The sequence below is a fragment of the Burkholderia sp. Leaf177 genome (assembly GCF_001424345.1).
Classification (GTDB): domain Bacteria; phylum Pseudomonadota; class Gammaproteobacteria; order Burkholderiales; family Burkholderiaceae; genus Caballeronia.
Genome location: NZ_LMPF01000021.1, coordinates 657,892 through 681,204, shown reverse-complemented (window position 1 = coordinate 681,204; position 23,313 = coordinate 657,892). Strand labels below are relative to the sequence as shown.

At 59.7% G+C, this 23,313-nt stretch carries 24 protein-coding genes; 18 read left to right on the top strand and 6 right to left on the bottom strand.

The window, feature by feature from the left end; genetic code table 11:
- Nucleotides 1-34 precede the first annotated feature (34 nt).
- The 4 genes from ASG35_RS18465 to ASG35_RS18450 form a co-directional block, all read right to left on the bottom strand.
- Nucleotides 35-1,603 (bottom strand): GMC family oxidoreductase, encoded by a 1,569-nt coding sequence (locus ASG35_RS18465; RefSeq protein ID WP_056360452.1) that lies wholly within the window; start codon nt 1,601-1,603, stop codon nt 35-37.
- Between the two features lie 38 nt (nt 1,604-1,641).
- Nucleotides 1,642-2,262 carry a twin-arginine translocation signal domain-containing protein gene (locus ASG35_RS18460; RefSeq protein ID WP_056360449.1) on the bottom strand — a complete coding sequence of 207 codons (621 nt, stop codon included), beginning with the start codon at nt 2,260-2,262 and terminating at the stop codon, nt 1,642-1,644.
- Between the two features lie 40 nt (nt 2,263-2,302).
- Nucleotides 2,303-2,698 carry a VOC family protein gene (locus ASG35_RS18455; protein WP_056360446.1) on the bottom strand — a complete coding sequence of 132 codons (396 nt, stop codon included), beginning with the start codon at nt 2,696-2,698 and terminating at the stop codon, nt 2,303-2,305.
- Between the two features lie 174 nt (nt 2,699-2,872).
- Nucleotides 2,873-3,382: a DUF1993 domain-containing protein gene (locus ASG35_RS18450; RefSeq protein WP_056360442.1), complete on the bottom strand. Its 510-nt coding sequence runs from the start codon at nt 3,380-3,382 to the stop codon at nt 2,873-2,875.
- Nucleotides 3,383-3,628: 246 nt separating this feature from the next.
- Here ASG35_RS18450 and ASG35_RS18445 point away from each other — a divergent pair, with 246 nt between their 5' ends.
- The 15 genes from ASG35_RS18445 to ASG35_RS18380 all read left to right on the top strand — a co-directional run bounded on the left by ASG35_RS18445 (nt 3,629) and on the right by ASG35_RS18380 (nt 18,947).
- On the top strand, nt 3,629-4,345 hold the full coding sequence (locus ASG35_RS18445; RefSeq protein WP_056360439.1) for a GntR family transcriptional regulator: 717 nt from the start codon (nt 3,629-3,631) through the stop codon (nt 4,343-4,345).
- A gap of 362 nt (nt 4,346-4,707) precedes the next feature.
- Nucleotides 4,708-6,465, top strand: a complete 1,758-nt coding sequence (gene oxc / locus ASG35_RS18440; RefSeq protein WP_056360436.1) for an oxalyl-CoA decarboxylase — start codon at nt 4,708-4,710, stop codon at nt 6,463-6,465.
- A 23-nt stretch (nt 6,466-6,488) separates the two neighbouring features.
- The gene (gene frc, locus ASG35_RS18435; protein WP_056360433.1) at nt 6,489-7,739 is read left to right on the top strand and encodes a formyl-CoA transferase; all 1,251 of its coding nucleotides are present in this window, start codon (nt 6,489-6,491) and stop codon (nt 7,737-7,739) included.
- A 239-nt stretch (nt 7,740-7,978) separates the two neighbouring features.
- On the top strand, nt 7,979-8,218 hold the full coding sequence (locus ASG35_RS18430) for a hypothetical protein (protein WP_056360430.1): 240 nt from the start codon (nt 7,979-7,981) through the stop codon (nt 8,216-8,218).
- A 281-nt stretch (nt 8,219-8,499) separates the two neighbouring features.
- Nucleotides 8,500-9,747, top strand: a complete 1,248-nt coding sequence (frc, locus tag ASG35_RS18425) for a formyl-CoA transferase (protein WP_056360427.1) — start codon at nt 8,500-8,502, stop codon at nt 9,745-9,747.
- Nucleotides 9,748-9,834: 87 nt separating this feature from the next.
- The gene (locus ASG35_RS18420; protein WP_056360424.1) at nt 9,835-10,614 is read left to right on the top strand and encodes a fumarylacetoacetate hydrolase family protein; all 780 of its coding nucleotides are present in this window, start codon (nt 9,835-9,837) and stop codon (nt 10,612-10,614) included.
- A gap of 1 nt (nt 10,615) precedes the next feature.
- Nucleotides 10,616-12,163 (top strand): Re/Si-specific NAD(P)(+) transhydrogenase subunit alpha, encoded by a 1,548-nt coding sequence (locus ASG35_RS18415; protein ID WP_056360420.1) that lies wholly within the window; start codon nt 10,616-10,618, stop codon nt 12,161-12,163.
- A gap of 11 nt (nt 12,164-12,174) precedes the next feature.
- Nucleotides 12,175-13,569 carry a Re/Si-specific NAD(P)(+) transhydrogenase subunit beta gene (gene pntB, locus ASG35_RS18410; RefSeq protein WP_056360418.1) on the top strand — a complete coding sequence of 465 codons (1,395 nt, stop codon included), beginning with the start codon at nt 12,175-12,177 and terminating at the stop codon, nt 13,567-13,569.
- A gap of 18 nt (nt 13,570-13,587) precedes the next feature.
- On the top strand, nt 13,588-15,000 hold the full coding sequence (gene pyk / locus ASG35_RS18405) for a pyruvate kinase (protein WP_056360415.1): 1,413 nt from the start codon (nt 13,588-13,590) through the stop codon (nt 14,998-15,000).
- Nucleotides 15,001-15,364: 364 nt separating this feature from the next.
- Nucleotides 15,365-16,372: a 2-dehydropantoate 2-reductase gene (locus ASG35_RS18400; protein ID WP_056360412.1), complete on the top strand. Its 1,008-nt coding sequence runs from the start codon at nt 15,365-15,367 to the stop codon at nt 16,370-16,372.
- Between the two features lie 103 nt (nt 16,373-16,475).
- Entirely contained in the window at nt 16,476-16,829 is a 354-nt protein-coding gene (locus ASG35_RS18395; RefSeq protein ID WP_056360948.1) for a DUF1428 domain-containing protein, read from the top strand.
- A gap of 58 nt (nt 16,830-16,887) precedes the next feature.
- On the top strand, nt 16,888-17,643 hold the full coding sequence (locus ASG35_RS18390; protein WP_056360409.1) for an AAA family ATPase: 756 nt from the start codon (nt 16,888-16,890) through the stop codon (nt 17,641-17,643).
- Nucleotides 17,644-17,880: 237 nt separating this feature from the next.
- Nucleotides 17,881-18,144, top strand: a complete 264-nt coding sequence (locus tag ASG35_RS30840) for a hypothetical protein (RefSeq protein WP_327019651.1) — start codon at nt 17,881-17,883, stop codon at nt 18,142-18,144.
- Between the two features lie 16 nt (nt 18,145-18,160).
- The gene (locus ASG35_RS31460; protein ID WP_156393231.1) at nt 18,161-18,340 is read left to right on the top strand and encodes a hypothetical protein; all 180 of its coding nucleotides are present in this window, start codon (nt 18,161-18,163) and stop codon (nt 18,338-18,340) included.
- Between the two features lie 127 nt (nt 18,341-18,467).
- The gene (locus ASG35_RS18380; protein ID WP_056360944.1) at nt 18,468-18,947 is read left to right on the top strand and encodes a ferritin-like domain-containing protein; all 480 of its coding nucleotides are present in this window, start codon (nt 18,468-18,470) and stop codon (nt 18,945-18,947) included.
- 4 nt (nt 18,948-18,951) lie between these two features.
- Here ASG35_RS18380 and ASG35_RS18375 read toward each other — a convergent pair whose 3' ends face one another.
- Nucleotides 18,952-20,103, bottom strand: coding sequence for an epoxide hydrolase family protein (locus ASG35_RS18375; RefSeq protein WP_056360403.1), 1,152 nt, complete (start codon nt 20,101-20,103; stop codon nt 18,952-18,954).
- Between the two features lie 112 nt (nt 20,104-20,215).
- On the opposite strand from ASG35_RS18375, the gene ASG35_RS18370 reads away from it, so the two are divergent.
- Together ASG35_RS18370 and ASG35_RS18365 are read left to right on the top strand one after the other, a co-directional pair.
- Nucleotides 20,216-20,620 (top strand): GFA family protein, encoded by a 405-nt coding sequence (locus tag ASG35_RS18370; RefSeq protein WP_056360400.1) that lies wholly within the window; start codon nt 20,216-20,218, stop codon nt 20,618-20,620.
- Between the two features lie 96 nt (nt 20,621-20,716).
- Nucleotides 20,717-21,115 carry an FKBP-type peptidyl-prolyl cis-trans isomerase gene (locus tag ASG35_RS18365; protein WP_056360399.1) on the top strand — a complete coding sequence of 133 codons (399 nt, stop codon included), beginning with the start codon at nt 20,717-20,719 and terminating at the stop codon, nt 21,113-21,115.
- 90 nt (nt 21,116-21,205) lie between these two features.
- Here ASG35_RS18365 and ASG35_RS18360 read toward each other — a convergent pair whose 3' ends face one another.
- The gene (locus tag ASG35_RS18360) at nt 21,206-21,934 is read right to left on the bottom strand and encodes a GntR family transcriptional regulator (RefSeq protein WP_056360395.1); all 729 of its coding nucleotides are present in this window, start codon (nt 21,932-21,934) and stop codon (nt 21,206-21,208) included.
- A gap of 156 nt (nt 21,935-22,090) precedes the next feature.
- On the opposite strand from ASG35_RS18360, the gene ASG35_RS18355 reads away from it, so the two are divergent.
- Complete coding sequence (locus tag ASG35_RS18355) at nt 22,091-23,311, top strand: pyridoxal-phosphate-dependent aminotransferase family protein (protein WP_056360940.1); 1,221 nt, start codon at nt 22,091-22,093, stop codon at nt 23,309-23,311.
- The last annotated feature ends 2 nt before the right edge of the window (nt 23,312-23,313 follow it).

Here is a 23,313-nt window from a genome sequence, read left to right as displayed (position 1 = left end):
GCGGAGCCGCCGGATAGCGGCTCCGTTGCAGCATCTAGATGCTTCGGCGCTTCATCTGATCCGCGATGTAATCCGATTGCCGGATCGCCAGCGTCACGATGGTGAGTGTCGGATTCTCGGCGGCGCTGGTCGTGAACTGGCTGCCATCCGAGATGAAGAGGTTGGGGATATCGAAAGTCTGGCCGTGCTTGTTGCAAACACCATCGCTTGCTTTTGCGCTCATCCGGCACGTGCCGAGATTGTGCGTGGACGGGTAGGGCGGCGTACGCAAGGTTTTCACGGCACCCGCCGCCGTGTAGATGGCTTCACCCTGTTTGAACGCGTGATCGCGCATGGCGATATCGTTCGGATGATCGTCGTAGTGAACGTTCGCCACCGGCAAGCCGACCTGATCCTTCACATCGTGATTCAGCGTGATGCGATTCGTCTCGCGCGGCATATCCTCGCCGACTATCCACATCCCGGCCGTATTTGCGTAGTTATCCATATAGTAGGTAAAGTCCGATCCCCACGCGCCCGGGTCGAAAAATGCCGCCGCGAAAGGAAGCCCGAGCGAGATGGTTTCCATCTCGTAGCCGCCCGCAAAACCGCGCTTCGGATTGAACTCGGCTTCGTCCGTGATGATGCCGGCCATCACCGTGCCTCTATAGAAATGCACCGGTTCCTTGAACACGCCGTACACGGAACCGGTGGTATGGCGCATGTAGTTGCGCCCGACCTGGCCCGAGCTGTTCGCAAGCCCGTCAGGATTCTTCGATGATTCCGAGAGCAGCAAGAGACGCGGCGTTTCTATCGAATTTCCCGCAACGCACACCACGCGAGCGCGCTGGCGTTGCTGTTTGCCATCGGCGTCCATGTAGATCACGCTGCTCGCCTTGCCGGCCGCATTCGTTTCAATCCGCATCACATGCGACTCGGGACGCACTTCCAGCCGGCCTGTTGCTTCGCCGGCGGGAATCTCGGTGTAGAGCGTGGACCATTTCGCGCCCGACTTGCAGCCTTGAAAACAAAAGCCCAACTGCATGCACTGGCCGCGTCCCGCACGCGGGCGGCTGTTGATCGCCATGTGTCCAGTGTTGCAGTTCTTGTAGCCGACCTTGGTCGCGCCGTCGTACAGGATCTTGAAGTTGTTGTTGCCCGGCAGTCCCGGAATGCCGTTCGTCCGCGTCACGCCCATCTTGTTCTCGGCGCGCGCGTAGTACGGTTGCAGATCTGAAAGCGTGATCGGCCAGTCGAGCAGATTTGCTTTATCGATGGAACCATACGTCGTGCGCGCCTTGAACTCATGTTCATGAAAACGCAGCGACGCACCCGCCCAATGCGTCGTGGTGCCGCCGACCGTCTTGCAGATCCACGCCGGCAATTCAGGGAAATCTTTTGCGACGCGCCAGTTGCCGGACGTCGTGCGTCTGTCCGTCCAGGCGAGTTGCCCGAAGGACTTCCATTCGTCGTTGATGAACGTGGCCGACGACTGGCGTTTGCCCGCTTCCAGCACCACGACTTTCACGCCCATCTGACACAGCTCGTTCGCAAGCGTCCCGCCGCCCGCGCCCGAACCGACGATCACGACAACCGAGTCGTCGTTGTAGTCGAACTTAGCCATACTTGCCTCCTCGGCAGTTTTTCGCGTTCAGGTTGGATTCAGGCGACCGGCGGACTCGCGCTTGCGGGCGGGTTCGGCAACCATGTCAGGTCGTTGAATCCGCGGCCGACGTAACCGCCCTTGCTGAACGCTTCCCCTTCATAGCCGAAGTGCGCAAACGACATGTCGTTGTTGTAGAGCGAGGTGACGCATTGCGCGCGTACGAGGAGCACGAACGGATCGGTCTGATTCGCTTCGACAATAGCCGTGCGTTGTGCATCGGAGAGCGAAGTATTGCCGGCCCATTTTCCTTGCGCCGCGTCGTTCAGTTTCGCCACGCCGTTCTTGATCACGTCCATCGTTTTCTGATCAGTGGCTTTCGCATCGACATCTTTTGCAGCGAGCGCGTAGACGGCATCGGGCAGCGTCTTGTGCGGATACAGCGTGCGCGCAAGCGTCATGATGGCGTCGGCCTGAGCCTGATCGATATGCGTCAACTCCACCGCCCACGCGCGACTCGGCGCAAGCATGGCGATGGGCGTGCCGGCGACCAGTACGCCGGACAGCACAACCGAACCTTTGAGGAAATGCCTGCGGCTTACACGCGCAGACGATGCAACGGCTGCGGAACCATGAAGGTTCTCTGCAGCGATGACGGCAATGGGGATTGCCTTGGGCATGATTGTCTCCTTTTATAGTTTGAACAACAGATGCTTCAGTTCATACGTAGTGACCCTCCCTGGATAGCACTTCGATCTTGTAGCCGTCGGGATCGGTAATGAAGAAAAAGCGCGCGGCGACAGTGCCATCGTGCGTGAGCGATTTGAGTTCGCCCGGCTGCATGCCCTGGCTCAGCAAACGATCGCGGAACGCCTCGATATCTTCCACGGCAAACGCCACGTGACCGTAGCCCGTGCCGTGCGTATAAGGCGTTGTCGTTCCTTTGTTCAATGTGAGTTCGATCTCGGCTCCGCTGTCTGGATCGCGAAGATAGACGAGCGTGAAAGTATCGAAATCAAGGCGATGCGACTCGCGCATGCCGAACGCGTTTTGATAGAACGCGATAGAACGATCCAGCGCTTGAACGCGGATCATCAAGTGGAGGAATTTGGTCATGCGCGCCTCGTGTCATAGCGTCGCTTCAGTATGCAACGTTGACACAAAAGCGGGTAATAGCGGGTTATTACGCTGCTCGAACAGCCATGTGTTTTCCCTGATGGCGCGTGCTGCTCGGGTTAAACACCTAGTCACGTATCGCCTCATGACAAGACGATACGTGAAGTCCAACAATCAATAAGCACCCATGTAATCGCGCTTGCCGATCTCGACGCCGTTATGACGCAGGATGGCGTAAGCAGTCGTCACGTGGAAGAAGAATTGCGGCAAGCCGTAATGCTGCAAATACGCGCTGCCCGCCAGCTTTTTCTCTTTGGGCGTGCCCGGACGCAGCACGATTTCCTTGTTCTCGCTGCCTTCGAATTGCGTGGCATCGAAGGAAGCAATGTGAGCCAGCGCCTTCGCAATCAGCGCCTGCAAATCGGCGAAGGTGACTTCGGTATCGGGCCACGACGGCACTTCCGCACCGGCGAGACGCGAGCTCACGCCCTTCGAAAAATCCACCGCAATCTGCACCTGACGCACAAGCGGGAACATGTCCGGGAAGAGACGCGCCTGCAACAGCGCATTCGGCTCGATGTTCTTTTCAGTTGCGTGAATTTCGGCTTTACGGAGCACCTCGGACAAAGCCGTCAGCATTTGCTTGAAGACCGGGACGGACGCGTTGTAGATGGAAATGGTCATGTTCACTCTGTGTGGATGAAGGTTGGTCCGCTATAGCGCCGGATACCGCGCGAGATTATAAGGTCACGCAGAAACAGCACACGGCTGCGGCTGATCAGCTTCATCCGCACAGGGAAAACCCGATGTCGCGTTCACATGCTAAACGGTCACAAACAGGTTTATGCTGCGTTTGTTCTTGATATACCATATTGAATATATTTAAATAACGATGCTGCGCCGAATACCAACAGGGAGACACCCACCTAAATGGCTGATACGTATGTTGGACTTCGCCCGACGCCCCTGACGCTCGCGCTCGTGCCGATCAGCGCATCGGCCTCGTTGCGCGACCAGGCGTACGCGCGACTGAAACAGGCTATCGCCGATGCGGATATCTACCGGTCGCGCGAAGAAATCCGGCTCGACGAAAAAGAGCTGACCGAAGCGCTGGGCGTGAGCCGCACGCCGGTGCGCGAAGCAATGACGCTGCTCGAACAGGAAGGTTTTCTGCGCACGGTGCCAAGACGCGGCATATATATACAGCGCAAGACCAAGCGCGAGATTGTCGACATGATCTATATGTGGGCCGCGCTCGAAAGCATGGCTGCGCGATTGGCGACGCTGCATGCATCGGAGGAAGATATTGCGGGATTGCGCCGCATGTTCGACGATTTTCGCGATGCCACGCCGGCCGACCATATAGAAGAGTATTCCGAGGCGAACCTTGCGTTTCATCAGGCGATCCTGGATCTGTCGCAATCGCAAGCGATTCTCGACACGATGAAAAACCTCTTCGTGCATGTTCGCGCGATCCGGCGAATGACGATTGCACAGAGCGACCGGGCGTCACGATCGATTGTGGACCACATGCATATTATTGAAGCGCTCGAGCAGCGGGACACTGAGCGTGTTGAACAGCTCGTCCGGCAGCACTCGGTGGAACTCGCATTGTTCGTGGAGACGAATTGCGATTTCCTCGACTGAAGAATCACGCGCTACGTTAAGTTAAAGAAGCCCGTCGGCTGTTAGCGCGTCCTTTCATTAGTAATCCGTAAGTTTCTGCGCAACCGTTTGCGCCGGTTTTTTCGTGGCTTTAGGCGGGCGCGTAACGAACGGGTTTTTCGCGTATCGAAGCAATCAAGTTCGACCGGCTACGAAATCGCAATGTCCCGGCAACTTGGTGCGACGCAAACATAAAACCGCGAGAACCCGCGCTGGATATTCCTCGAAGTATTTGCGGCACCGCAGCAACCAGGTATCGAAACAAAAAGACGCTTGACTAATACTGTGTGTGGAATATTGTATATCACGAACTACACAAACACCCCGCCAAAGGAGGAGACGTCATGGCCGAAGTAGTAAGCAACCCGCAGAGCGCCACTGCAAGCGATACGCAAGTAGAAAAGAAGGCGGAAACGACGGACGGTTTCCATCTCGTCATCGATGCACTCAAGCTGAACGACATTCACACCATTTTCGGTCTGGTGGGCATTCCCATCACCGACCTCGCGCGCCTCGCGCAAGCCGAGGGCATGCGCTTCATCGGATTTCGTCATGAGCAGCATGCGGGCAACGCGGCCGCCATCGCCGGTTACATGACGAAGAAACCGGGCATCTGCCTCACGGTTTCGGCGCCGGGTTTCCTGAACGGCCTGACCGCGCTCGCCAACGCGACCACGAATTGCTTCCCGATGATCCTGATCAGCGGCTCGAGCGAACGCGAGATAGTCGACTTGCAGCAGGGCGACTATGAGGAAATGGACCAGTTGAACGCGGCCAAGCCGTACGCGAAGGCCGCGTATCGCGTGCTGCATGCAGAGGATATCGGCGTGGGCATTGCACGGGCCATTCGCGCAGCCGTGTCCGGTCGTCCTGGCGGCGTTTATCTGGACTTGCCGGCCAAGCTGCTCGCGCAAACCATCGACGCCGTGAAGGCGCAGCAATCGCTGATCAAGGTTGTCGATGCCGCTCCGAGCCAGATTCCCGCGCCGGATTCCGTGAAGCGTGCAATCGATGTATTGAAGGGCGCGAAGCGTCCGCTGATCCTGCTCGGCAAGGGCGCGGCCTACGCGCAAGCCGACGCGGAAATCCGCGCATTCGTGGAAAAGAGCGGCATTCCGTATCTGCCGATGTCCATGGCGAAAGGCTTGCTGCCCGATACACATGAGCAATCGGCATCGGCGGCTCGCTCGTTCGTGCTGCAGGAAGCGGACGTCGTGGTGCTGATCGGCGCACGGCTGAACTGGCTGTTGTCGCACGGCAAGGGCAAGACGTGGGGCGCGGTACCGAAGAAGTTCATCCAGATCGACATTTCGCCGACGGAAATCGACAGCAACGTGGCGATCGCCGCGCCGGTGATCGGCGATATCGGTTCGTGCGTGTCGGCCTTGCTGAACGAAATCCAGTCGGGCGGTTTCACGAAGCCGAGCGTTGAATGGACGGGCGCGATCACGGAACGCAAGAGCAAGAACCTCGCGAAGATGGCCGCGACGCTCGAACAGAATCCGTCGCCGATGAACTTCCACAGCGCCCTGCGCGCAATTCGCGACGTCCTGAAGACGCGGCCGGACATCAACGTGGTCAACGAAGGCGCGAACACGCTGGACTACGCGCGCAGCATCATCGACATGTACGAGCCGCGCAAGCGTTTCGATTCCGGCACGTGGGGAATCATGGGCATCGGCATGGGCTTCGCGATCGGCGCGGCCGTGACCAGCGGCAAGCCGGTGGTCGCAATCGAAGGCGACAGCGCGTTCGGCTTCAGCGGCATGGAACTCGAAACCATTTGCCGATACGACCTGCCCGTTGTCACCATCGTGTTCAACAACAACGGCGTGTATCGCGGCACGGACGTGAACCCGACTGGCGGCAAGGACGTTGCGCCGACCGTGTTCGTGAAGGGCGCGCGCTACGACAAGATGATCGAGGCATTCGGCGGCGTGGGCTTCAACGCCGAGACGCCGGAAGAACTGACGAAAGCGCTGCTGGAAGGCATTGCGTCAGGCAAGCCGACGCTGATCAACGCCGTGATCGATGAAGCCGCGGGCACGGAAAGCGGCCGTCTGACGAACCTCAACCCGCAAAGCGCGGCGATGAAAAAGTAAAGCGAAGCTAAAGGAGACATGACATGAGCAAACCACTCGACGGCATCAAGATCATCGACTTCACGCACGTTCAGGCGGGCCCGGCGTGCACGCAATTGCTGGCGTGGTTCGGCGCGGACGTGATCAAGGTCGAACGCCCGGGTTCGGGCGACGTGACGCGTAATCAGTTGCGCGATATTCCCGATGCCGATGCGCTGTACTTCACCATGTTGAACAGCAACAAGAAGTCGCTGACGCTCGACACGAAAAAGCCGGAAGGCAAGGAAGTGCTGGAGAAGCTGATTCGCGAATCCGATGTTCTGGTCGAGAACTTCGGTCCGGGCGCGCTGGACCGGATGGGTTTTTCGTGGGAACGGCTGAATGAACTGAATCCGGAGATGATCGTGGCATCGGTGAAAGGCTTCAGCGATGGTCACCATTACGACGACCTGAAGGTCTACGAAAACGTCGCGCAATGCGCGGGCGGCGCGGCGTCGACCACGGGCTTCTGGGACGGTCCTCCGACCATCAGCGCGGCCGCTTTGGGCGACAGCAACACGGGTATGCATCTGGCCATCGGCATTTTGACGGCGCTGATCGGCCGCGATAAAACCGGCAAAGGCCAGAAGGTCGCGGTATCGATGCAGGACAGCGTGCTGAACTTGTGCCGCGTGAAACTGCGCGACCAGCAGCGCCTGGATCGCGTCGGGTATCTGGAAGAGTATCCGCAATATCCGCATGGCGAATTCAGCGACGTAGTTCCGCGTGGAGGCAATGCAGGCGGTGGCGGTCAGCCGGGCTGGATCCTGAAGTGCAAGGGCTGGGAAACCGATCCGAACGCGTACATCTACTTCACGATCCAGGGTCACGCATGGGCGCCGATTTGCAAGGCGCTCGGCAAGCCGGAATGGATCGACGACCCGGCGTACAAGACGGCTGAAGCACGTCAACCGCATATCTTCGATATCTTCGCGACCATCGAAGAATGGCTCGCCGATAAAACCAAGTTCGAAGCCGTGGATATCCTGCGCAAGTTCGATATTCCTTGCGCGCCGGTCCTGACCATGAAGGAACTTGCGAACGATCCGTCGTTGCGCGCAAGCGGTACGATCGTGGAAGTGCCGCACAGCGTTCGCGGCTCGTACCTGACGGTTGGCAGCCCGATCAAGTTCTCGGACTTGAAGCCGGAAGTGACGGCGTCGCCGCTGTTGGGCGAGCATACGGAAGAGGTTTTGGCGAGCCTTGGTTACAGTCAGCAGGAAATCTTCAACCTGAAAGAGATTCAAGCAGTCTGATCGTTTATCACTGTAGTTGAAGCACCGGGGTCTCTTTCTTCGAGACCCCGCGCAATGCGGCGTCACAAAGCGGGCGCCGCGTTGCATTGAATCACCGCCCTTCCAGATTTGGCGAATCTTGACTGATTACAAGTCGGTCAACGCCACAGCCGTCGACACCCTTACGGAAGTATTACGCGCCCTTGCGTCAGCGGCGCCCGTTCGTCTTTTTATCGTGAAGCTCTTTCAGGAGGTTCCAAATGCACGTCGAAGTCCTTGGGCAATACCGGCTCGAACTGTCCGCCATGCAGCTGATCCACAACGGCGGCTGGGCGGCCTATCTCGCCATTCGCACCGTCGATGAAAGCCAGCAGTCGCAAACGGGCTTGCTGCCATACCAGCACGTGGTCGATGAAGCCGTGTTCGAAAGCGAAGCCGCAGCAATCGCGGGCGCCCGCCGCGCGGCGATGGCCATGCTGAGCTCGACGGCCAGCAGGTAAACCCTTGCCTTTAATGATTGGTGATCCTGAATGAATCCAATAATTCGCCGACTCAGCGTTTGCATAAAACAAATGCGCGGAGCCAGACGAAATTAGTAGCAAAAGCGGTTGCAGAAATACTATGTTCAAAATACGATATATCAGAAGGAGCGAACCAAAGTAGTTCGTTCGGCGCAAATCCTCGCTGACCCATGAGCGATCGACGGTACAAGCCGGCATAAGCCCGGCAGCCCGAATAGCGCCACGCCACGCAGACAAAGATCAATTTAGGGAGACGCACAATGGGCAAGGCATTGGAGGGTGTGAAGATCCTCGACTTCACGCACGTGCAGTCGGGGCCGACCTGCACGCAGTTGCTGGCGTGGTTCGGCGCGGACGTGATCAAGGTGGAGCGGGCAGGCGTTGGCGATGTGACGCGGGACCAGCTTCGCGACATCCCCGAGGCGGACAGCCTGTATTTCACGATGCTGAACCACAACAAGCGTTCGGTCACCATCGATACAAAAAATCCCGAAGGCAAGCAGGTTCTCGAAGAACTGATCCAGGTCTGCGACGTGATGGTCGAGAACTTCGCGCCGGGCGCGCTCGACCGGATGGGATTCACGTGGGAACGCGTGCAGGAACTGAATCCGCGGATGATCGTGGCGTCGGTGAAAGGCTTCGGCCCCGGTCCGTACGAGGATTGCAAGGTCTACGAGAACGTTGCGCAATGCGTGGGCGGCGCGGCATCGACTACAGGTTTCGATGACGGTCCGCCCGTTGTCACCGGCGCGCAGATTGGCGATTCGGGCACGGGCTTGCATCTCGCGCTCGGCATTGTCACGGCGCTTTTCCAGCGTCACACGACTGGTCGCGGCCAGTACGTTCTCTCCGCCATGCAGGACAGCGTGCTCAACCTGTGCCGCGTGAAGCTGCGCGATCAGCAGCGGCTCGAGCGCACGGGCGTGATGAAAGAATATCCGCAATATCCCAATGGCGAATTCGGCGAGGCCGTGCCGCGCGCGGGGAATGCGTCGGGCGGCGGTCAGCCGGGCTGGATCCTCAAATGCAAGGGCTGGGAAACCGACCCGAATGCGTACATCTATTTCATTACGCAAGCGCCCGTGTGGACAAAGATCTGCAACGTGATCGGCAAGGAAGAATGGGCGACCGATCCGAACTACGCGACCGCCGCCGCGCGCCTTCCTCATTTGAAGGACATCTTCGCCGAGATCGAGCGCTGGACCATGACCAAGACCAAGTTCCAGGCCATGGACATCCTGAACAAATACGACATTCCGTGCGGCCCGATTTTATCGATGAAAGAAATCGCCGATGAACCGTCGTTGCGCGAAACCGGGACCATCGTGGAAGTCGATCATCCGGTGCGCGGCAAATATCTGACCGTTGGCAATCCTATCAAGTTGTCCGATAGCCCGACCGAGGTCACGCGTTCCCCGCTGCTCGGTGAACACACCGACGAAGTGATGGCCGAACTCGGCTATCAGCCTGAACAGATTGCACATTTGCGAGCCGTCGGCGCTATTTGAGAAGCCGGCTCGCGCAAAAAGATGACGCGACGCGGCCGGATGCGGCCGGCGTCAGCGCGCCCCATAAAAACTTGCAGGAGACAAACGATGAAAACGTGGATACGGTTTCGGAACGCGCATGGCCAGACGGGTTTCGGCGTTCTGGAGAACCATCGCATCACGCAATACGACGGCGAAATGTTCGGGACACCGACGCCTGGCGCGAAGCTCCTGAGCCTGGAAGACGTCACGCTGCTGAGCCCGTGCGTGCCGACAAAAGTCGTCGCGCTCTGGAACAACTTTCACGCGTTGTCGGAGAAGCTGGGAAAGGCCGCGCCTTCCCATCCGCTATTTCTTATCAAGCCGCCGACATCCGTGATCGGACACGGCGAACCCATCCGGCGTCCGAAAGCGTACAGCGGCAAGATTGCGTACGAAGGCGAGCTTGCAATCGTGATCGGCAAGCGCTGCAGCAATGTATCGGCGGAAGAAGCCGACGACTACATCTTCGGCTACAGCTGTATCAACGACGTCACCGCCGCCGAACTCCTCAATGAAGATCCCAACTTCGCGCAATGGTGCAGGTCGAAAGGGTTCGATACGTTCAGCTGCATCGGCCCCGCGATCCAGCGCGACTTTGACTGGCGCAACGCGCATGTCGTGACGCGTCTGGACGGCGTCGAGCGTCAGAACTACCCGCTCTCGGACATGATCTATTCGCCCGCGCAGCAGGTCAGCCTGATCTCGCAGGACATGACGCTCGAACCCGGCGACGTGATCGCGTGCGGCACGTCCATTGGCGTGGGATCGATCAAGGACGGCGCGACGGTGGAAGTGTCCATCGGCGGAATTGGCGTGTTGTCGAACGTTTTATCGGGCGGAGTCTGACATGCCGATGACCATTGCAGTACCGCGCGAAATCCGCTCGGGCGAGCGCCGTGTTGCGGCGACACCTGAAACCGTTGGCCAGTTGCTGAAGCTCGGTTTCTCGGTGAATGTGGAAACACAAGCGGGCCTCGCGGCATCGTTCGATGACGATTCGTATCGCGCGGCGGGCGCTCAGATCGTAAGTGATACCTACGCGTTGTGGTCCAGCGCCGACATCGTGATCAAGGTCCGTGCGCCCGAGCCGGATGAAGCCGCGTTGCTCAGGAAAGGCGCGACGCTGATCAGCTTCATCTGGCCTGCGCAAAACGCGGCGCTGCTCGCGCAGCTTGCAGCGGCTGGCGCTAACGTCATGGCGATGGATTCTGTGCCGCGCATCTCGCGCGCGCAGAAGCTCGACGCGTTGAGCTCGATGGCGAACATGGCGGGTTATCGCGCGGTCATCGAGGCGGCGCAGCATTTCGGGCGCGTGTTTACCGGACAGATCACCGCCGCCGGCAAGATGCCGCCCGCGAAAGTCCTGGTGATCGGCGCGGGCGTTGCGGGTCTTGCGGCGATCGGCGCGGCGCGTGGTCTGGGCGCGATCGTGCGAGCCTTCGACACCCGCGCCGAAGTCGAGCAGCAAGTCGAAAGCATGGGCGCCGTGTTCCTAACCGTCGATATTGAAGAGGAAGGTAGCGGCGGCGGTGGTTACGCGAAACAGATGAGTGCGGAGTTCATCGCGGCGGAGATGGCGCTGTTCGCGGCGCAGGCAAAGGAAGTCGACATCATCATCACGACCGCGCTGATCCCTGGCAAACCCGCACCGAAGCTGATCACGGCCGAGATGGTCGGGATGATGCGCGCGGGTAGCGTGATCGTGGATATGGCGGCCGAGCAGGGCGGCAATTGCGAACTCACGCAGCCGGGTGAAGTGGCGCGGGTTCACGGTGTATCGATAGTCGGTTACACCGATCTCGCAAGCCGCATGGCAACGCAATCGAGCCAGCTGTACGGCACCAACATCCGCCATTTGCTGACGGACCTGACGCCGCAGAAGGATGGCATTGCGAAGATCAATATGGACGACGACGTGATGCGCGGCGCCACGGTCGTGCATGAAGGCGTCGTGAGCTGGCCGCCGCCGCCACCGAAAACGGCTGCCATCGCGCCGCACAAACCGGCGGCTGCGACGCCTGCCGCGACGGAAATCAAGCAAGAACCGCGCAATCCTCTTATATCCGTAGCTATCCTGATCGTTGCCGCCTTGGCGCTGCTCGCACTCGGCGCGGTCGCGCCGCCTGCATTCGTCGCGCATCTGACTGTGTTCGTGCTGGCGGTGTTCGTGGGTTATCAGGTGGTCTGGAACGTGACGCCGGCGTTGCACACGCCGCTGATGAGCGTGACCAATGCAATCAGCGGAATTATCGTGATCGGCGCGCTGCTGCAACTCGGCACGTCCGACACGCTCGTGACGGTACTCGGCGGCATCGCGTTGCTGGTTGCCACGATCAACATTGCGGGCGGGTTCCTTGTAACTCATCGCATGTTGAAGATGTTTCAGCGCAACTAAGGAGAAAAAACATGCTGAACGGAATTGGCAACATTGCGTATCTGGGCGCGGCCGTGCTCTTCATTTTGAGCTTGCGCGGACTGAGTCATCCGAGCACCGCGCGGCGCGGCAACATCTATGGCGTGGTTGGCATGTTGATCGCGGTCGTGGCGACCTTGCTCATTGCGCAAGGCGCGGGGCTTGCGGTCGTTCTGGCAGCGGCCGTTGTTGGCGCGGCCATCGGCGCCGTTCTCGCGCGGCGTGTCGAGATGACACAAATGCCGCAGCTCGTGGCGGTGCTGCACAGCTTTGTCGGATTGGCGGCGGTGTTGATCGGCTTCACGAACTATCTGATGCCGATGGGCGATATCGCCGGTGCCGAGCTGACCATCCATCTTTGCGAAATCTACCTGGGCGTGTTCATCGGCACGATCACGTTCACCGGGTCCATTGTCGCGTTCCTGAAACTGCAAGGCACGATCAGCGGCAAGCCGCTCGTCTTGCCCGCGCGGCATATGCTGAACCTCGCGGTGCTGGTCGCGTGCGTGGCGCTCGGCTACCGGTTCATGACGGCCAACGTGGTCGCCGACGGCATCACCGCGTTGCTCATCATGATCGTGCTTGCGGCCGCGCTCGGCGTGCATCTCGTGATGGCGATCGGCGGCGCGGACATGCCCGTGGTCGTATCGATGCTCAACAGCTATTCCGGATGGGCCGCCGCCGCTACAGGTTTCATGTTGAGCAACGATCTGCTGATCACGACCGGCGCACTGGTCGGCTCGAGCGGCGCGATCCTGAGCTACATCATGTGCCGCGCGATGAACCGCAGTTTCTTGTCGGTGATCCTCGGCGGCTTTGGCGCGGCCAGCGGAACGAGCACGGCGGACGTGGGCGGCGAAGTGGTGGCGACGAGCATCGATGAAGTCTGCACCATCCTGCGCGATGCGTCCGAAGTCATTATCGTGCCAGGTTACGGCATGGCCGTGGCGCAGGCGCAAACGACCATCAGCGATATCACGCGCAAGCTCGAAGCGCTCGGCGTGCGCGTGCGCTTCGGCATTCATCCGGTCGCGGGACGTTTGCCGGGACACATGAACGTGCTGCTCGCCGAGGCGAAGGTGCCGTATGACATCGTGCTCGAAATGGACGAGATCAACGAGGACTTCCACACGACCGACGTCGTGCTCGTGATCGGCGCGAACGACATCGTGAATCCGGGCGCGCTCGAAGATCCGGGCAGCCCGATTGCCGGCATGCCCGTGCTCGAAGTATGGAAGGCGCGCACGGTCGTTGTGTCCAAGCGCGGCATGGCGACGGGTTACGCCGGCGTGGACAACCCGCTCTTCTACAAGGACAACACACGCATGCTTTTCGGCGATGCCAAGACCAGCGTCGACGCCTTGCTGCGTCAGCTGTCCGCCGCCTGATAAAACGACTGGAACCTCATGATCCGCTTACGCAAAGCCAAGATCGTCGCGACGCTCGGTCCCGCGACATCCGATATCGATACGATCACGCAGCTTTTCAACGCCGGCGCGGACGTGTTCCGCCTGAATTTCAGCCATGGTTCGCACGAGGATCACAAGCGCCGTTACGACCTCGTGCGCGAAGTGGAGCGCGCTTCGGGCCGGCCAATATCGATACTCGCCGACATGCAAGGCCCGAAGCTGCGCGTAGGTCCGTTTGCAGCGGGCAAGGTGACGCTGGCCGAAGGCGCGGAGTTTTCGCTGGACAGCAACCCGGAACCCGGCGATGTGAACCGCGTGTACCTTCCGCATCCCGAGCTGTTCGAGGTCGTGGCCGCCGGTCAGTCGCTGCTGCTCGACGACGGCAAGTTGCGCCTCGAAGTCCTCGACAACAACGGCAAGCGCATTCGAACGCGCGTGAAGCACGGCGGCGTTTTATCGGACAGAAAGGGCGTGAACGTGCCCAACACCATCCTGCCGATTCCCGTGCTGACGCAAAAGGATCGCATCGACCTGGAGTTCGCGTTGTCGCTCGGCGCGGACTGGATCGCGCTTTCGTTCGTGCAGCGCCCGGAAGATCTCATCGATGCCCGCGAGTTGATCGGCGAACGCGCCGGCCTGATGGTCAAGCTGGAAAAACCGGCGGCGCTGGATCGTCTGGATGAAATCGTCCAGGCGTCCGATTCCGTGATGGTCGCGCGCGGCGACCTGGGCGTCGAGCTTCCACCCGAGCGCGTGCCGGGCGTGCAGAAACGCATCTTGCGATCGTGCCGCAGCCATGGAAAACCCGTGATCATCGCTACGCAAATGCTGGAGTCGATGATCGCCGCGCCCGTGCCTACGCGCGCGGAAGCGTCGGACGTGGCGACCGCAATCTACGATGGCGCCGACGCCGTCATGCTTTCCGCGGAATCGGCGAGCGGCGCTTTCCCGGTTCAGGCGGTCGCGATGATGGACCGCATCATCAAGGAGGTGGAGCACGATCCGTTGTACAGAAGTCTGATCGATGCACAACACGAGCTGCCGCTGAACACGCCCGGCGATGCAATCTGCGCCGCTTTGCGCGATGTTGCCCAGACCATCGATGCCGTAGTCGCCGTGACGTACACAACGTCGGGACACACAAGCTTGCGCGCCGCGCGCCAGCGTCCGGCCGCGCCCATCTTGAGCATCACGCCGAAGCTCGCGACCGCGCGGCGTCTCGCGCTGGTCTGGGGCGTGCATTCCACGGTGAGTCCGGACATCGGCTCCGTGGATGAGATGGTCAGCGCCGCGTGCGGAACCGCTGCACGGCAAGGCTTCGCCGCATCCGGTGATCAAGTTGCCATCGCTGCCGGCATGCCGTTCGGTGAATCCGGCACGACCAACTTGCTGCGCATCGCACGCGTTTAATTGTTTTAATTAATTAAGCACCAAACCCACGCGCGTTGAAAAATTCGACGTGATTGACCACGCACGTCTACAGTTTATTAGGCATGCCAAATACATAAGCATTAGCTTATTCAACGCATAAGAAACTTTGTCTTTCGTTAATGGATGAACGTTGCCATCATGGCTTCAGCCTGAAGTATTCGAGGACATCGCCAAAGCACTCATAAGGATGCCGGCGCGCGACGTGGAGACCGTCGCTGATTGCACGGCATGAACCCGGAATCCGCGGCTTCGCAAGACGCGCTGAATATTCGCATCGCCTGAAGCCGGATTCACGGTTCCATCCGGCCCGACAGAATTCGTTATTTAAAACAGGAAGAGTCCGATGAAAATCTGTGTATATGGCGCCGGCGCGATCGGCGCGTACCTGGGCGCGCAACTCGCTTTGGCGGGAGCGGATGTCAGCTTCGTTGCGCGTGGTCCGCATCTCGCGGCCATGCAATCGAAAGGCGTGCGACTTCAGATCGATGGCACCGAGAAAACCGTCAAGGTCCGATGTTCGTCCGATCCACGCGAACTCGGCGTGCAGGACTACGTGATTATCGCGTTGAAGGCGCATTCGGTGCCGGGCGTGGTCGGCGCAATGCAACCATTGCTCGGTCCCGACACCGCGATCGTGACCGCGGTCAACGGTATTCCCTATTGGTATTTCTACAAGCACGGCGGCGAGTTCGCGAATACGACGCTCGACAGCATCGACCCGGGCGGCAAGCAGTGGAAACAACTCGGGCCCGAACGCGCGATCGGCTGCGTGGTTTACCCTGCCGCGGAAATCACGGAACCCGGCGTGATACGTCATGTATATGGCAAGAAATTTCCCATCGGCGAACCAAGCGGAGAGCGCACGGAACGCGTTCAGAAGCTGAGCGATATCATGGTCGCAGCCGGACTGGATGCGCCGATCCGCGACAATATCCGCGATGAAATCTGGCTCAAGCTGTGGGGCAATCTCTGCTTCAACCCCATCAGCGCGCTGACCCACGCAACGCTCGACGTGATCACGAGCAACACCGCAACGCGCGATGTTTCGCGGACCATGATGCTGGAGGCGAAGTCCATCGCGGAACGTTTCGGCGTGCATTTTCGTGTCGATGTGGAAAAGCGTATCGATGGCGCGGGCGCGGTCGGCGCGCACAAGACGTCCATGCTTCAGGATCTCGAAGCGAATCGTCCGATGGAAATCGATCCGCTGTTGACGGTCGTGCAGGAGATGGGCCGGCTGGTCGGGCAGGCGACGCCGACTATCGATACCGTGCTTGCGCTGATCAAACTTCGCGAACAGATCGCGCAGCACGTTCCGGCTCCGGCGCCAGAACCCGCACCCGTCAGCTGATGTCGATTTCCCGCTGGTTCGCTCGTCGTTGAGTCAGGAGGCGCATGGCGCTGCCGTGCGCGTTTCCCTGATGAACGATGAACGAACGGACAGGAGATGCGTGATGACTTATATCGATGGATTTGTGGCGGCCGTGCCCGTTGCCAACCGCGAGGCGTTCCGGCAACACGCGCAAATGGCGGCGGGCGTTTTCAAGGAACACGGCGCGTTGAAGGTCGTCGAGTGCTGGGGAGACGACGTTCCCGAAGGCACGCTGACTTCGTTTTCAATGGCCGTCAAACGTAATGACGACGAGGCGGTCGTGTTCTCGTGGATCGTCTGGCCTTCGCGCGAGGCTCGCGACAAGGGCATGGACGCGGTGATGGCCGATCCGCGCGTGCAACCTGAGAAGAACCCCATGCCCTTCGATGGCAAACGCATGATCTACGGCGGTTTCGAGGTGATCGTGGAAGCGTGAACGGCGGCCATGCAGCGAAGCGTTAAGATGGCGCTTCGCCAAAAGTCGAAGCACGCGCATGATCTCCAGCCAGTACATCAGCCGCATCACCTTGCAGCGGGAAAAAGTCGAATTGTTCGATGTGTATCCGTTCTCGCTGCCTGCCGTCCGTTCGCTCGAGACGCTCGAGCTGCATCCGAAGGTGACGTTTTTCGTCGGCGAAAACGGCTCTGGAAAATCGACGTTGCTTGAAGCGATTGCCGTTTCCATGGGTTTCAACGCGGAAGGCGGAACGAAAAATTTCCGCTTCGATACCCGCTCGTCCCATTCCGCGCTCGATGAATACCTCCGCATCGCCAAAGGCTTCAAGAAGCCGAAGGACGGATTTTTCCTGCGAGCGGAAAGTTTCTTCAACGTCGCGACGGAAATCGAAAATCTCGATGCCGGAGGCGGTTTCGGTCCGCCAGTCATCAGTTATTACGGCGGCCAGTCGCTGCATGAGCGCTCACACGGCGAAGCGTTTCTGGCGTTGCTGATGAACCGCTTTGGTGGCAAGGGGCTTTATCTGTTGGATGAGCCCGAGTCCGCGCTTTCGCCGCAACGTCAGCTTGCCGCGCTCGCTCGCATTCACGATCTTGCAAACGATGACTCGCAATTCGTCATTGCAACGCATTCGCCGATTCTGATGGCGTACCCCGATGCGTGGATTTATCAGTTCACCGCCGACGGCGTCACGCGCGTCGATTACGACGATACCGAGCACGTCCAGGTGATGCGCGCGTTCATGGCGAATCCAGAGCGGATGATCCGCACGCTGCTGGACGATGAAGCCTGACTAAAGGCATCGGCAAAGATGACCCAAAATTCTCCGTGGCTTGGAAAATAGCGCTGCCCGGGCGACGTTTTGATAGGTCAAACGCGACGCCGCATGTGGGACATAAGGCCTCACGCGCCGGTCAAACCCGCCGAAGACGCCCGCTCAGCAAGCCTCACAAATCATTAGAAGAATAGTTCGAGGCTTGCGGCGCTGGCTGGCGTGATGTTTGCGGTAAAAAGCGCACTATCGCTCTTCATGGCCGCCATGCTCCGCTTCGCACTGACATCAATCTCCATTTTCGCCCTGCTTTCCGGCAGCGCCGCTTTCGCGGCCACTCGCGACGAACAAACGGCGGCTTGCAAAGGCGACGCCATTCGATTTTGTGCATCGGAGATTCCAAACGAGGAAAAAATCACGTCATGCATGAAGGCGAATTTCAGCAAGCTCAGCCCGAAATGCAAGGCGATGTTCAAGCAGCCCGCGTCCGATAAACGCAAGAAACCGGTCAAACCGGCATAAACCAAGGGGCAGCAAAATGCTGATACAAACCTTTGAAACTGTGCTGACGTGGGCCGCCATGTGCGGTTTGCACGTATTGCTGTTGACGCCTGCCGAGCTTGCGCACGCGTTCGGGGCGCTGCTCGGTGTGATTGTTGGCATCGCACTGCCGCTGGGTATCGCGGTAAATGCGCATCGGCAAATCGAAAAGTTCTGAACGCGTTTGAACGCCGCATTTTGTTGCAGCGCGCAAGGCCGCGCACTTGCTCCTCGCGCCGTTTGAGGCGCACCATGAAAAACGCTGTCGTCCCGAGCGAAACCCGTGTGCGCACTTGGAGGCGAAGATGCCGGATATCAATCAGGAAAGTGTCGTCGTGATCCTGAATCAGATTCTCGAATCGGAACTCGCTGGCGTAGTCCGATACACCCACTATTCATTCCTCGTGTTCGGCTTTGGCCGCATCCCGATTGTCGCGTGGCTCAGGGAACAAGCCGCCGAATCGCTCCTTCACGCGCAACAGGCCGGCGAGTGGATCACGACGCTCGGCGCGTATCCATCGCTTGAAATAGGGCCGCTGCTCGATTCCCATACCTTCGATATCGGCTCGATTCTTCGCGAATCGCTCGAAAGCGAAAAGGTCGCGCTGGGTCATTACCGCACGTTGCTGCGCGAGGTTGAAAGCCGTTCCATCGCGCTCGAGGAATACGCGCGGCAGATGATCCACGTTGAAGAACTGCACGCCGGCGAGGTCGACAAGATGCTGCGCCGTCCGGGCGCCGTTTCCACGTTGCCGGCCCCGGGCCTCGCGAAGGATCTGCTTTAACCGATCACCGCAGCGGCCGGAAAAACGCCCGGAGTTCTTCCGCGAGCTCGTGCGGCGTTTCCATCGCGGCGAAGTGGCCGCCTCGTGGCATGGTGGTCCATCGCTGCACGTTGTAGACGCGCTCGATCCACGAGCGTGGCGGCATCGGCAATTCGTGCGGATAGATCGCGATTCCGGTTGGCGGCACCACACGTTGTCCGCTTGTGAATTGCACGGGCCGCCGCCGGCTTTCCAGATACATGCGAAACGATGATCCGATCGTGCCGGTGAACCAGTAGATCGAGATATTGGTGAGCAATGCATCGAGTGAAATCGCATGTTCGATGTCACCGCCGTTATCGCTCCAGCTGTTGAATTTTTCAGCGATCCACGCCGCCAGACCCGCTGGCGAATCGTTCAGGCCGAACGCGAGCGTTTGCGGTTTGGTCCCTTGTATGTGCCCGTATCCGCCTTCGGCGTCGGCCCAGGCTTTGGCTTTCTCGAGGAATTGCGTTTCTTCCGGCGAGGGCGGCGGTTCACCGCCATCGAGCGGTGGCCTGTACGAACCCGGAATGTAATTCAGATGGAGCCCCGCGACGTTTTCCGGATTCTGGAACGCCAGCCAGGTGGAAACGGCCGCGCCCCAGTCGCCGCCTTGCACGCCGAAACGTTCGTAGCCCAGACCTTTCATGAGTGTGGCCCACAAGCGCGCGACTTCCGACGGTCCCGTGCCGGGCGTTTCCGGCGCGGACGAAAACCCATATCCGGGCAACGATGGCACCACGACATCGAACGCGTCGCGCGGATCTCCGCCGTGACTGGCGGGATCGGCGAGCAAGGGAATGATCGCCTCCATTTCAATAAACGATCCCGGCCAGCCATGCGTGAGGATCAGCGGCAAGGGCGCCGGACCTTGTCCCCGCGCGTGCACGAAGTGGATGGTTTTATCGGCTATACGGGAGGTGAATTGCGGCAGCGTATTGAGCCGCGATTCCTGCGCGCGCCAGTCGAATCCGTTTTGCCAGTAATCGACAAGACGCTTCAGGAACGTCTCGTCCGTTCCTTCGCTCCAGCCCGAATCCGTCACGCATTGCGGCCAGCGCACGCGCGAGAGGCGTTCTTGAAGGTCGCGCAGAGCGGTATCGGGAATCGCGATCTGGAAGGGCGTGACGTTCATGAATGGCACCGTTCAAGGGTTTTATTGCCACCGATGCTACTGCAGTTCCGCCAGAGCCGTTCCCGCCCGGGCGCCTGTACACTTGCCGGGCGCCATTTCCTGGGAGGACGCGATGCTCAAGACTTACACAGGCAGTTGCCATTGCGGCGTGGTTCGATTCGAAGCCGATATCGACCTGAGCCTCGGCACCAACAAATGCAATTGTTCGATCTGCACGAAAACGCGCAACTGGAACGCGATCATCAAACCCGACGCCTTCCGCCTGCTTTCCGGCGAAGAGGACACGACCGACTATCAGTTCGGTCACAAGGTCGGACATCACCTGTTTTGCCGCCACTGCGGCGTGCGTTCATTTGCCCGGGGATATGTCGAGGAAATCGGCGGCCATTATGTGTCGGTGCAACTGGCTTCACTCGATAACGCCGACCCCATCGAGCTCATTGAAGCGCCGGTGCGTGTCGCCGACGGCCGTCACGACAACTGGGGCGAGCCGCCAGCCGAATCGCGGCATCTCTGAGCGCGGCCGTGCTCGTGCTATGGTAAGCGGCCCGGTTTCGCGAGGTTCGAAGAAATCGGGCACACCAGCTCACCTACGAAATAATCCGGACGTTTTATGAAAAAAGTATCGCTTTTGCTTTCGATGGTTTTGCTCGCTTCATCGGCTTATGCCGCCGCCGCGACCGAAACGCTGCCTTCCGGCGTGACGGTAACGGAACTCAAGGCCGGCACGGGCGCGCAGCCGACTGCCGCCGATACGGTCACGGTCAACTATCGCGGCACGCTCGCGGACGGCACCGAGTTCGACTCGTCGTACAAACGCGGCACGCCGGCATCGTTCCCGTTGGGACGCGTCGTTCCGTGCTGGACGCAAGGCTTACAAAAGATGAAGGTCGGCGAGAAAGCCAAGCTGGTTTGCCCGCCGGCAACGGCTTATGGCGATCGCGGCGTCGGCGCTATTCCGCCGAACAGCACGCTGACGTTTGAAGTGGAACTGCTGAAGATCGGCAACTGATAAGCGTGTGAGTCGAGGGCGCTGGAAGGCGGCGAAACACTCAAGCCGCCGTCCGGCGCTCTCTTTTTTTCGCGCGTTGCCGCGGTTCAATCAACCCGGCAACGTCCCGCCTTCGGATATCGGCTTCACGGTTGTCATGGTCCGTTCAGCGAGAACCGCGTCGCGCTTGGCCATCAAATGCGCGCGCATGATTTCAGCCATGCGTTTTCCATCGCGTGATTCGAGCGCCGCGATCATGGCTTCATGGTCCCGAATTGCGCTGTCCCACTTCTTCGTTTGAAAGTTCGAACGGAAGCGCAACGCCTGCAACCGCCGGTTCACCGAAATGTACGTCTGCCGCAAGGCGGAGTTGCGCGCGGCGTCGTTGATCTTGTCGTGGATGGCCTGATTGCGGCTGTAATAGCCCGAAAGATCGTTCTGTTCGCGGCACGCGAGCATGGCGTAATGCAGCGCCTTGATCTCGCTGAGTTCGGCGGGCGTCATGCGTTCGCAAGCGAGTTCGCCCGAAAACGCTTCGAGTCCGCCCATCAATTCGAACGTCTCGCGAATTTCCGCGTCGCTCATTTGCGATACCGACGCGCCGCGGTTCGGCAGGATATCGATCAAACCTTCCGACGCCAGCACCTTCAGCGCCTCGCGCAACGGCGTGCGCGAGATCCCGAGCGTCTCGCACAAGGTCCGTTCGTTGAGCTTCATGCCCGGCGCAAGCATTCCTTCCACGATGAAATTGCGCAGGTGGTCGACCACCGTATCGTGCAGCCGTTGCCGCTCGACCTTCGGCAAGGTGAACTCGCGATCATGGGCGTGATCATTTTGCATGCAATACCTCTAGCGATTCTGTTGACGCGATTTTACCGCGACGCAACTAAAAAACCGTGGGACGGGTTTTCACCTAAGCAAAACGAGCATTTATCGCTTTCAGTCAACGCATCGGTGCGCTAGAGTATTTTGCATGCAAAATTCAAAGGACGCATCATGTTGAAGCTCGATTTCCATCCCGCCGGTCGCCATTTCCTGCAGATTCCCGGTCCGAGCCCCGTGCCCGACCGCATCTTGCGTGCAATGAGTTATCCGACCATCGACCATCGCGGGCCGGAATTCGGTGCGTTGGGGCTGAAGGTGCTCGAAGGCATCAGATCGATCTTCAAGACTGCGCAGCCCGTGGTGATCTACCCGGCGTCGGGCACGGGCGCCTGGGAGGCGGCGCTGTGCAACACGCTCAGTCCCGGCGATACGGTCCTGATGTTCGAGACCGGCCACTTCGCGACCCTCTGGAAAAAGATGGCCGAGAACCTCGGTTTGAAGCCCGAGTTTCTGGGTTTGCCGGGCACGGAAGGCTGGCGGCGCGGCGTCCAGGCGGACATGATCGAAGCGCGTCTGCGCGAGGATACGGAACACAAGATCAAGGCGGTTTGCGTGGTGCACAACGAGACATCGACGGGCGTCACGTCGGACATTGCTTCCGTGCGCCGCGCTATCGATGCAGCCGGTCACCCCGCGCTTTTTCTCGTCGATACGATTTCAGGGCTTGCGTCGGCGGATTATCGGCATGACGAATGGGGCGTCGATGTCACCGTGTCCGGCTCGCAAAAAGGCCTGATGCTGCCGCCGGGGATCAGCTTCAACGCGGTATCGAAGAAGGCGATCGAGGCGAGCAAGTCGGCGAAGTTGCCCCGCGCGTTCTGGGCGTGGGACGAGATCATCGAGATGAACAAGAGCGGTTATTGGCCGTACACGCCGAACACGAATCTGCTCTATGGCTTGTCGGAAGCGCTTGAAATGATCGGCGACGAAGGGCTGGACAACGTCTTCGCGCGGCATCAGCGCCTGGCCGCCGCTTGCCGCGCGGCGGTAAACGCGTGGGGCCTCGAAATCCAATGCGCCGATCCCGCTGTGTATTCGCCTGTTCTCACGGGCGTGATGACGCCTGAAGGCGTTGACGCCGACGCGCTCCGCAAGCTGATCTACGAAAAGTTCGATATGTCGCTGGGTACGGGCCTCGGAAAGTTGAAGGGCCGGATGTTCCGCATCGGGCATCTTGGCGATTGCAACGACTTGACGTTGATGGCGACGCTGACCGGATGCGAAATGGGCCTCAAGCTGGCGGGCGTGAAGCTCGCCGGAAGCGGCGTCCTCGCGGCGATGGATTATCTGACCAGCAACGTCGCGGCGCCTGCGCTGAAAGCGGCGGCCTGAAG

Bases quoted from the DNA above. Each gene is read 5' to 3' on its own strand.
- ASG35_RS18465 (WP_056360452.1), bottom strand. From the start codon at position 1,603: ATGGCTAAGTTCGACTACAACGACGACTCGGTTGTCGTGATCGTCGGT.
- ASG35_RS18460 (WP_056360449.1), bottom strand. From the start codon at position 2,262: ATGCCCAAGGCAATCCCCATTGCCGTCATCGCTGCAGAGAACCTTCAT.
- ASG35_RS18455 (WP_056360446.1), bottom strand. From the start codon at position 2,698: ATGACCAAATTCCTCCACTTGATGATCCGCGTTCAAGCGCTGGATCGT.
- ASG35_RS18450 (WP_056360442.1), bottom strand. From the start codon at position 3,382: ATGACCATTTCCATCTACAACGCGTCCGTCCCGGTCTTCAAGCAAATG.
- ASG35_RS18445 (WP_056360439.1), top strand. From the start codon at position 3,629: ATGGCTGATACGTATGTTGGACTTCGCCCGACGCCCCTGACGCTCGCG.
- oxc (WP_056360436.1), top strand. From the start codon at position 4,708: ATGGCCGAAGTAGTAAGCAACCCGCAGAGCGCCACTGCAAGCGATACG.
- frc (WP_056360433.1), top strand. From the start codon at position 6,489: ATGAGCAAACCACTCGACGGCATCAAGATCATCGACTTCACGCACGTT.
- ASG35_RS18430 (WP_056360430.1), top strand. From the start codon at position 7,979: ATGCACGTCGAAGTCCTTGGGCAATACCGGCTCGAACTGTCCGCCATG.
- frc (WP_056360427.1), top strand. From the start codon at position 8,500: ATGGGCAAGGCATTGGAGGGTGTGAAGATCCTCGACTTCACGCACGTG.
- ASG35_RS18420 (WP_056360424.1), top strand. From the start codon at position 9,835: ATGAAAACGTGGATACGGTTTCGGAACGCGCATGGCCAGACGGGTTTC.
- ASG35_RS18415 (WP_056360420.1), top strand. From the start codon at position 10,616: ATGCCGATGACCATTGCAGTACCGCGCGAAATCCGCTCGGGCGAGCGC.
- pntB (WP_056360418.1), top strand. From the start codon at position 12,175: ATGCTGAACGGAATTGGCAACATTGCGTATCTGGGCGCGGCCGTGCTC.
- pyk (WP_056360415.1), top strand. From the start codon at position 13,588: ATGATCCGCTTACGCAAAGCCAAGATCGTCGCGACGCTCGGTCCCGCG.
- ASG35_RS18400 (WP_056360412.1), top strand. From the start codon at position 15,365: ATGAAAATCTGTGTATATGGCGCCGGCGCGATCGGCGCGTACCTGGGC.
- ASG35_RS18395 (WP_056360948.1), top strand. From the start codon at position 16,476: ATGACTTATATCGATGGATTTGTGGCGGCCGTGCCCGTTGCCAACCGC.
- ASG35_RS18390 (WP_056360409.1), top strand. From the start codon at position 16,888: ATGATCTCCAGCCAGTACATCAGCCGCATCACCTTGCAGCGGGAAAAA.
- ASG35_RS30840 (WP_327019651.1), top strand. From the start codon at position 17,881: ATGGCCGCCATGCTCCGCTTCGCACTGACATCAATCTCCATTTTCGCC.
- ASG35_RS31460 (WP_156393231.1), top strand. From the start codon at position 18,161: ATGCTGATACAAACCTTTGAAACTGTGCTGACGTGGGCCGCCATGTGC.
- ASG35_RS18380 (WP_056360944.1), top strand. From the start codon at position 18,468: ATGCCGGATATCAATCAGGAAAGTGTCGTCGTGATCCTGAATCAGATT.
- ASG35_RS18375 (WP_056360403.1), bottom strand. From the start codon at position 20,103: ATGAACGTCACGCCCTTCCAGATCGCGATTCCCGATACCGCTCTGCGC.
- ASG35_RS18370 (WP_056360400.1), top strand. From the start codon at position 20,216: ATGCTCAAGACTTACACAGGCAGTTGCCATTGCGGCGTGGTTCGATTC.
- ASG35_RS18365 (WP_056360399.1), top strand. From the start codon at position 20,717: ATGAAAAAAGTATCGCTTTTGCTTTCGATGGTTTTGCTCGCTTCATCG.
- ASG35_RS18360 (WP_056360395.1), bottom strand. From the start codon at position 21,934: ATGCAAAATGATCACGCCCATGATCGCGAGTTCACCTTGCCGAAGGTC.
- ASG35_RS18355 (WP_056360940.1), top strand. From the start codon at position 22,091: ATGTTGAAGCTCGATTTCCATCCCGCCGGTCGCCATTTCCTGCAGATT.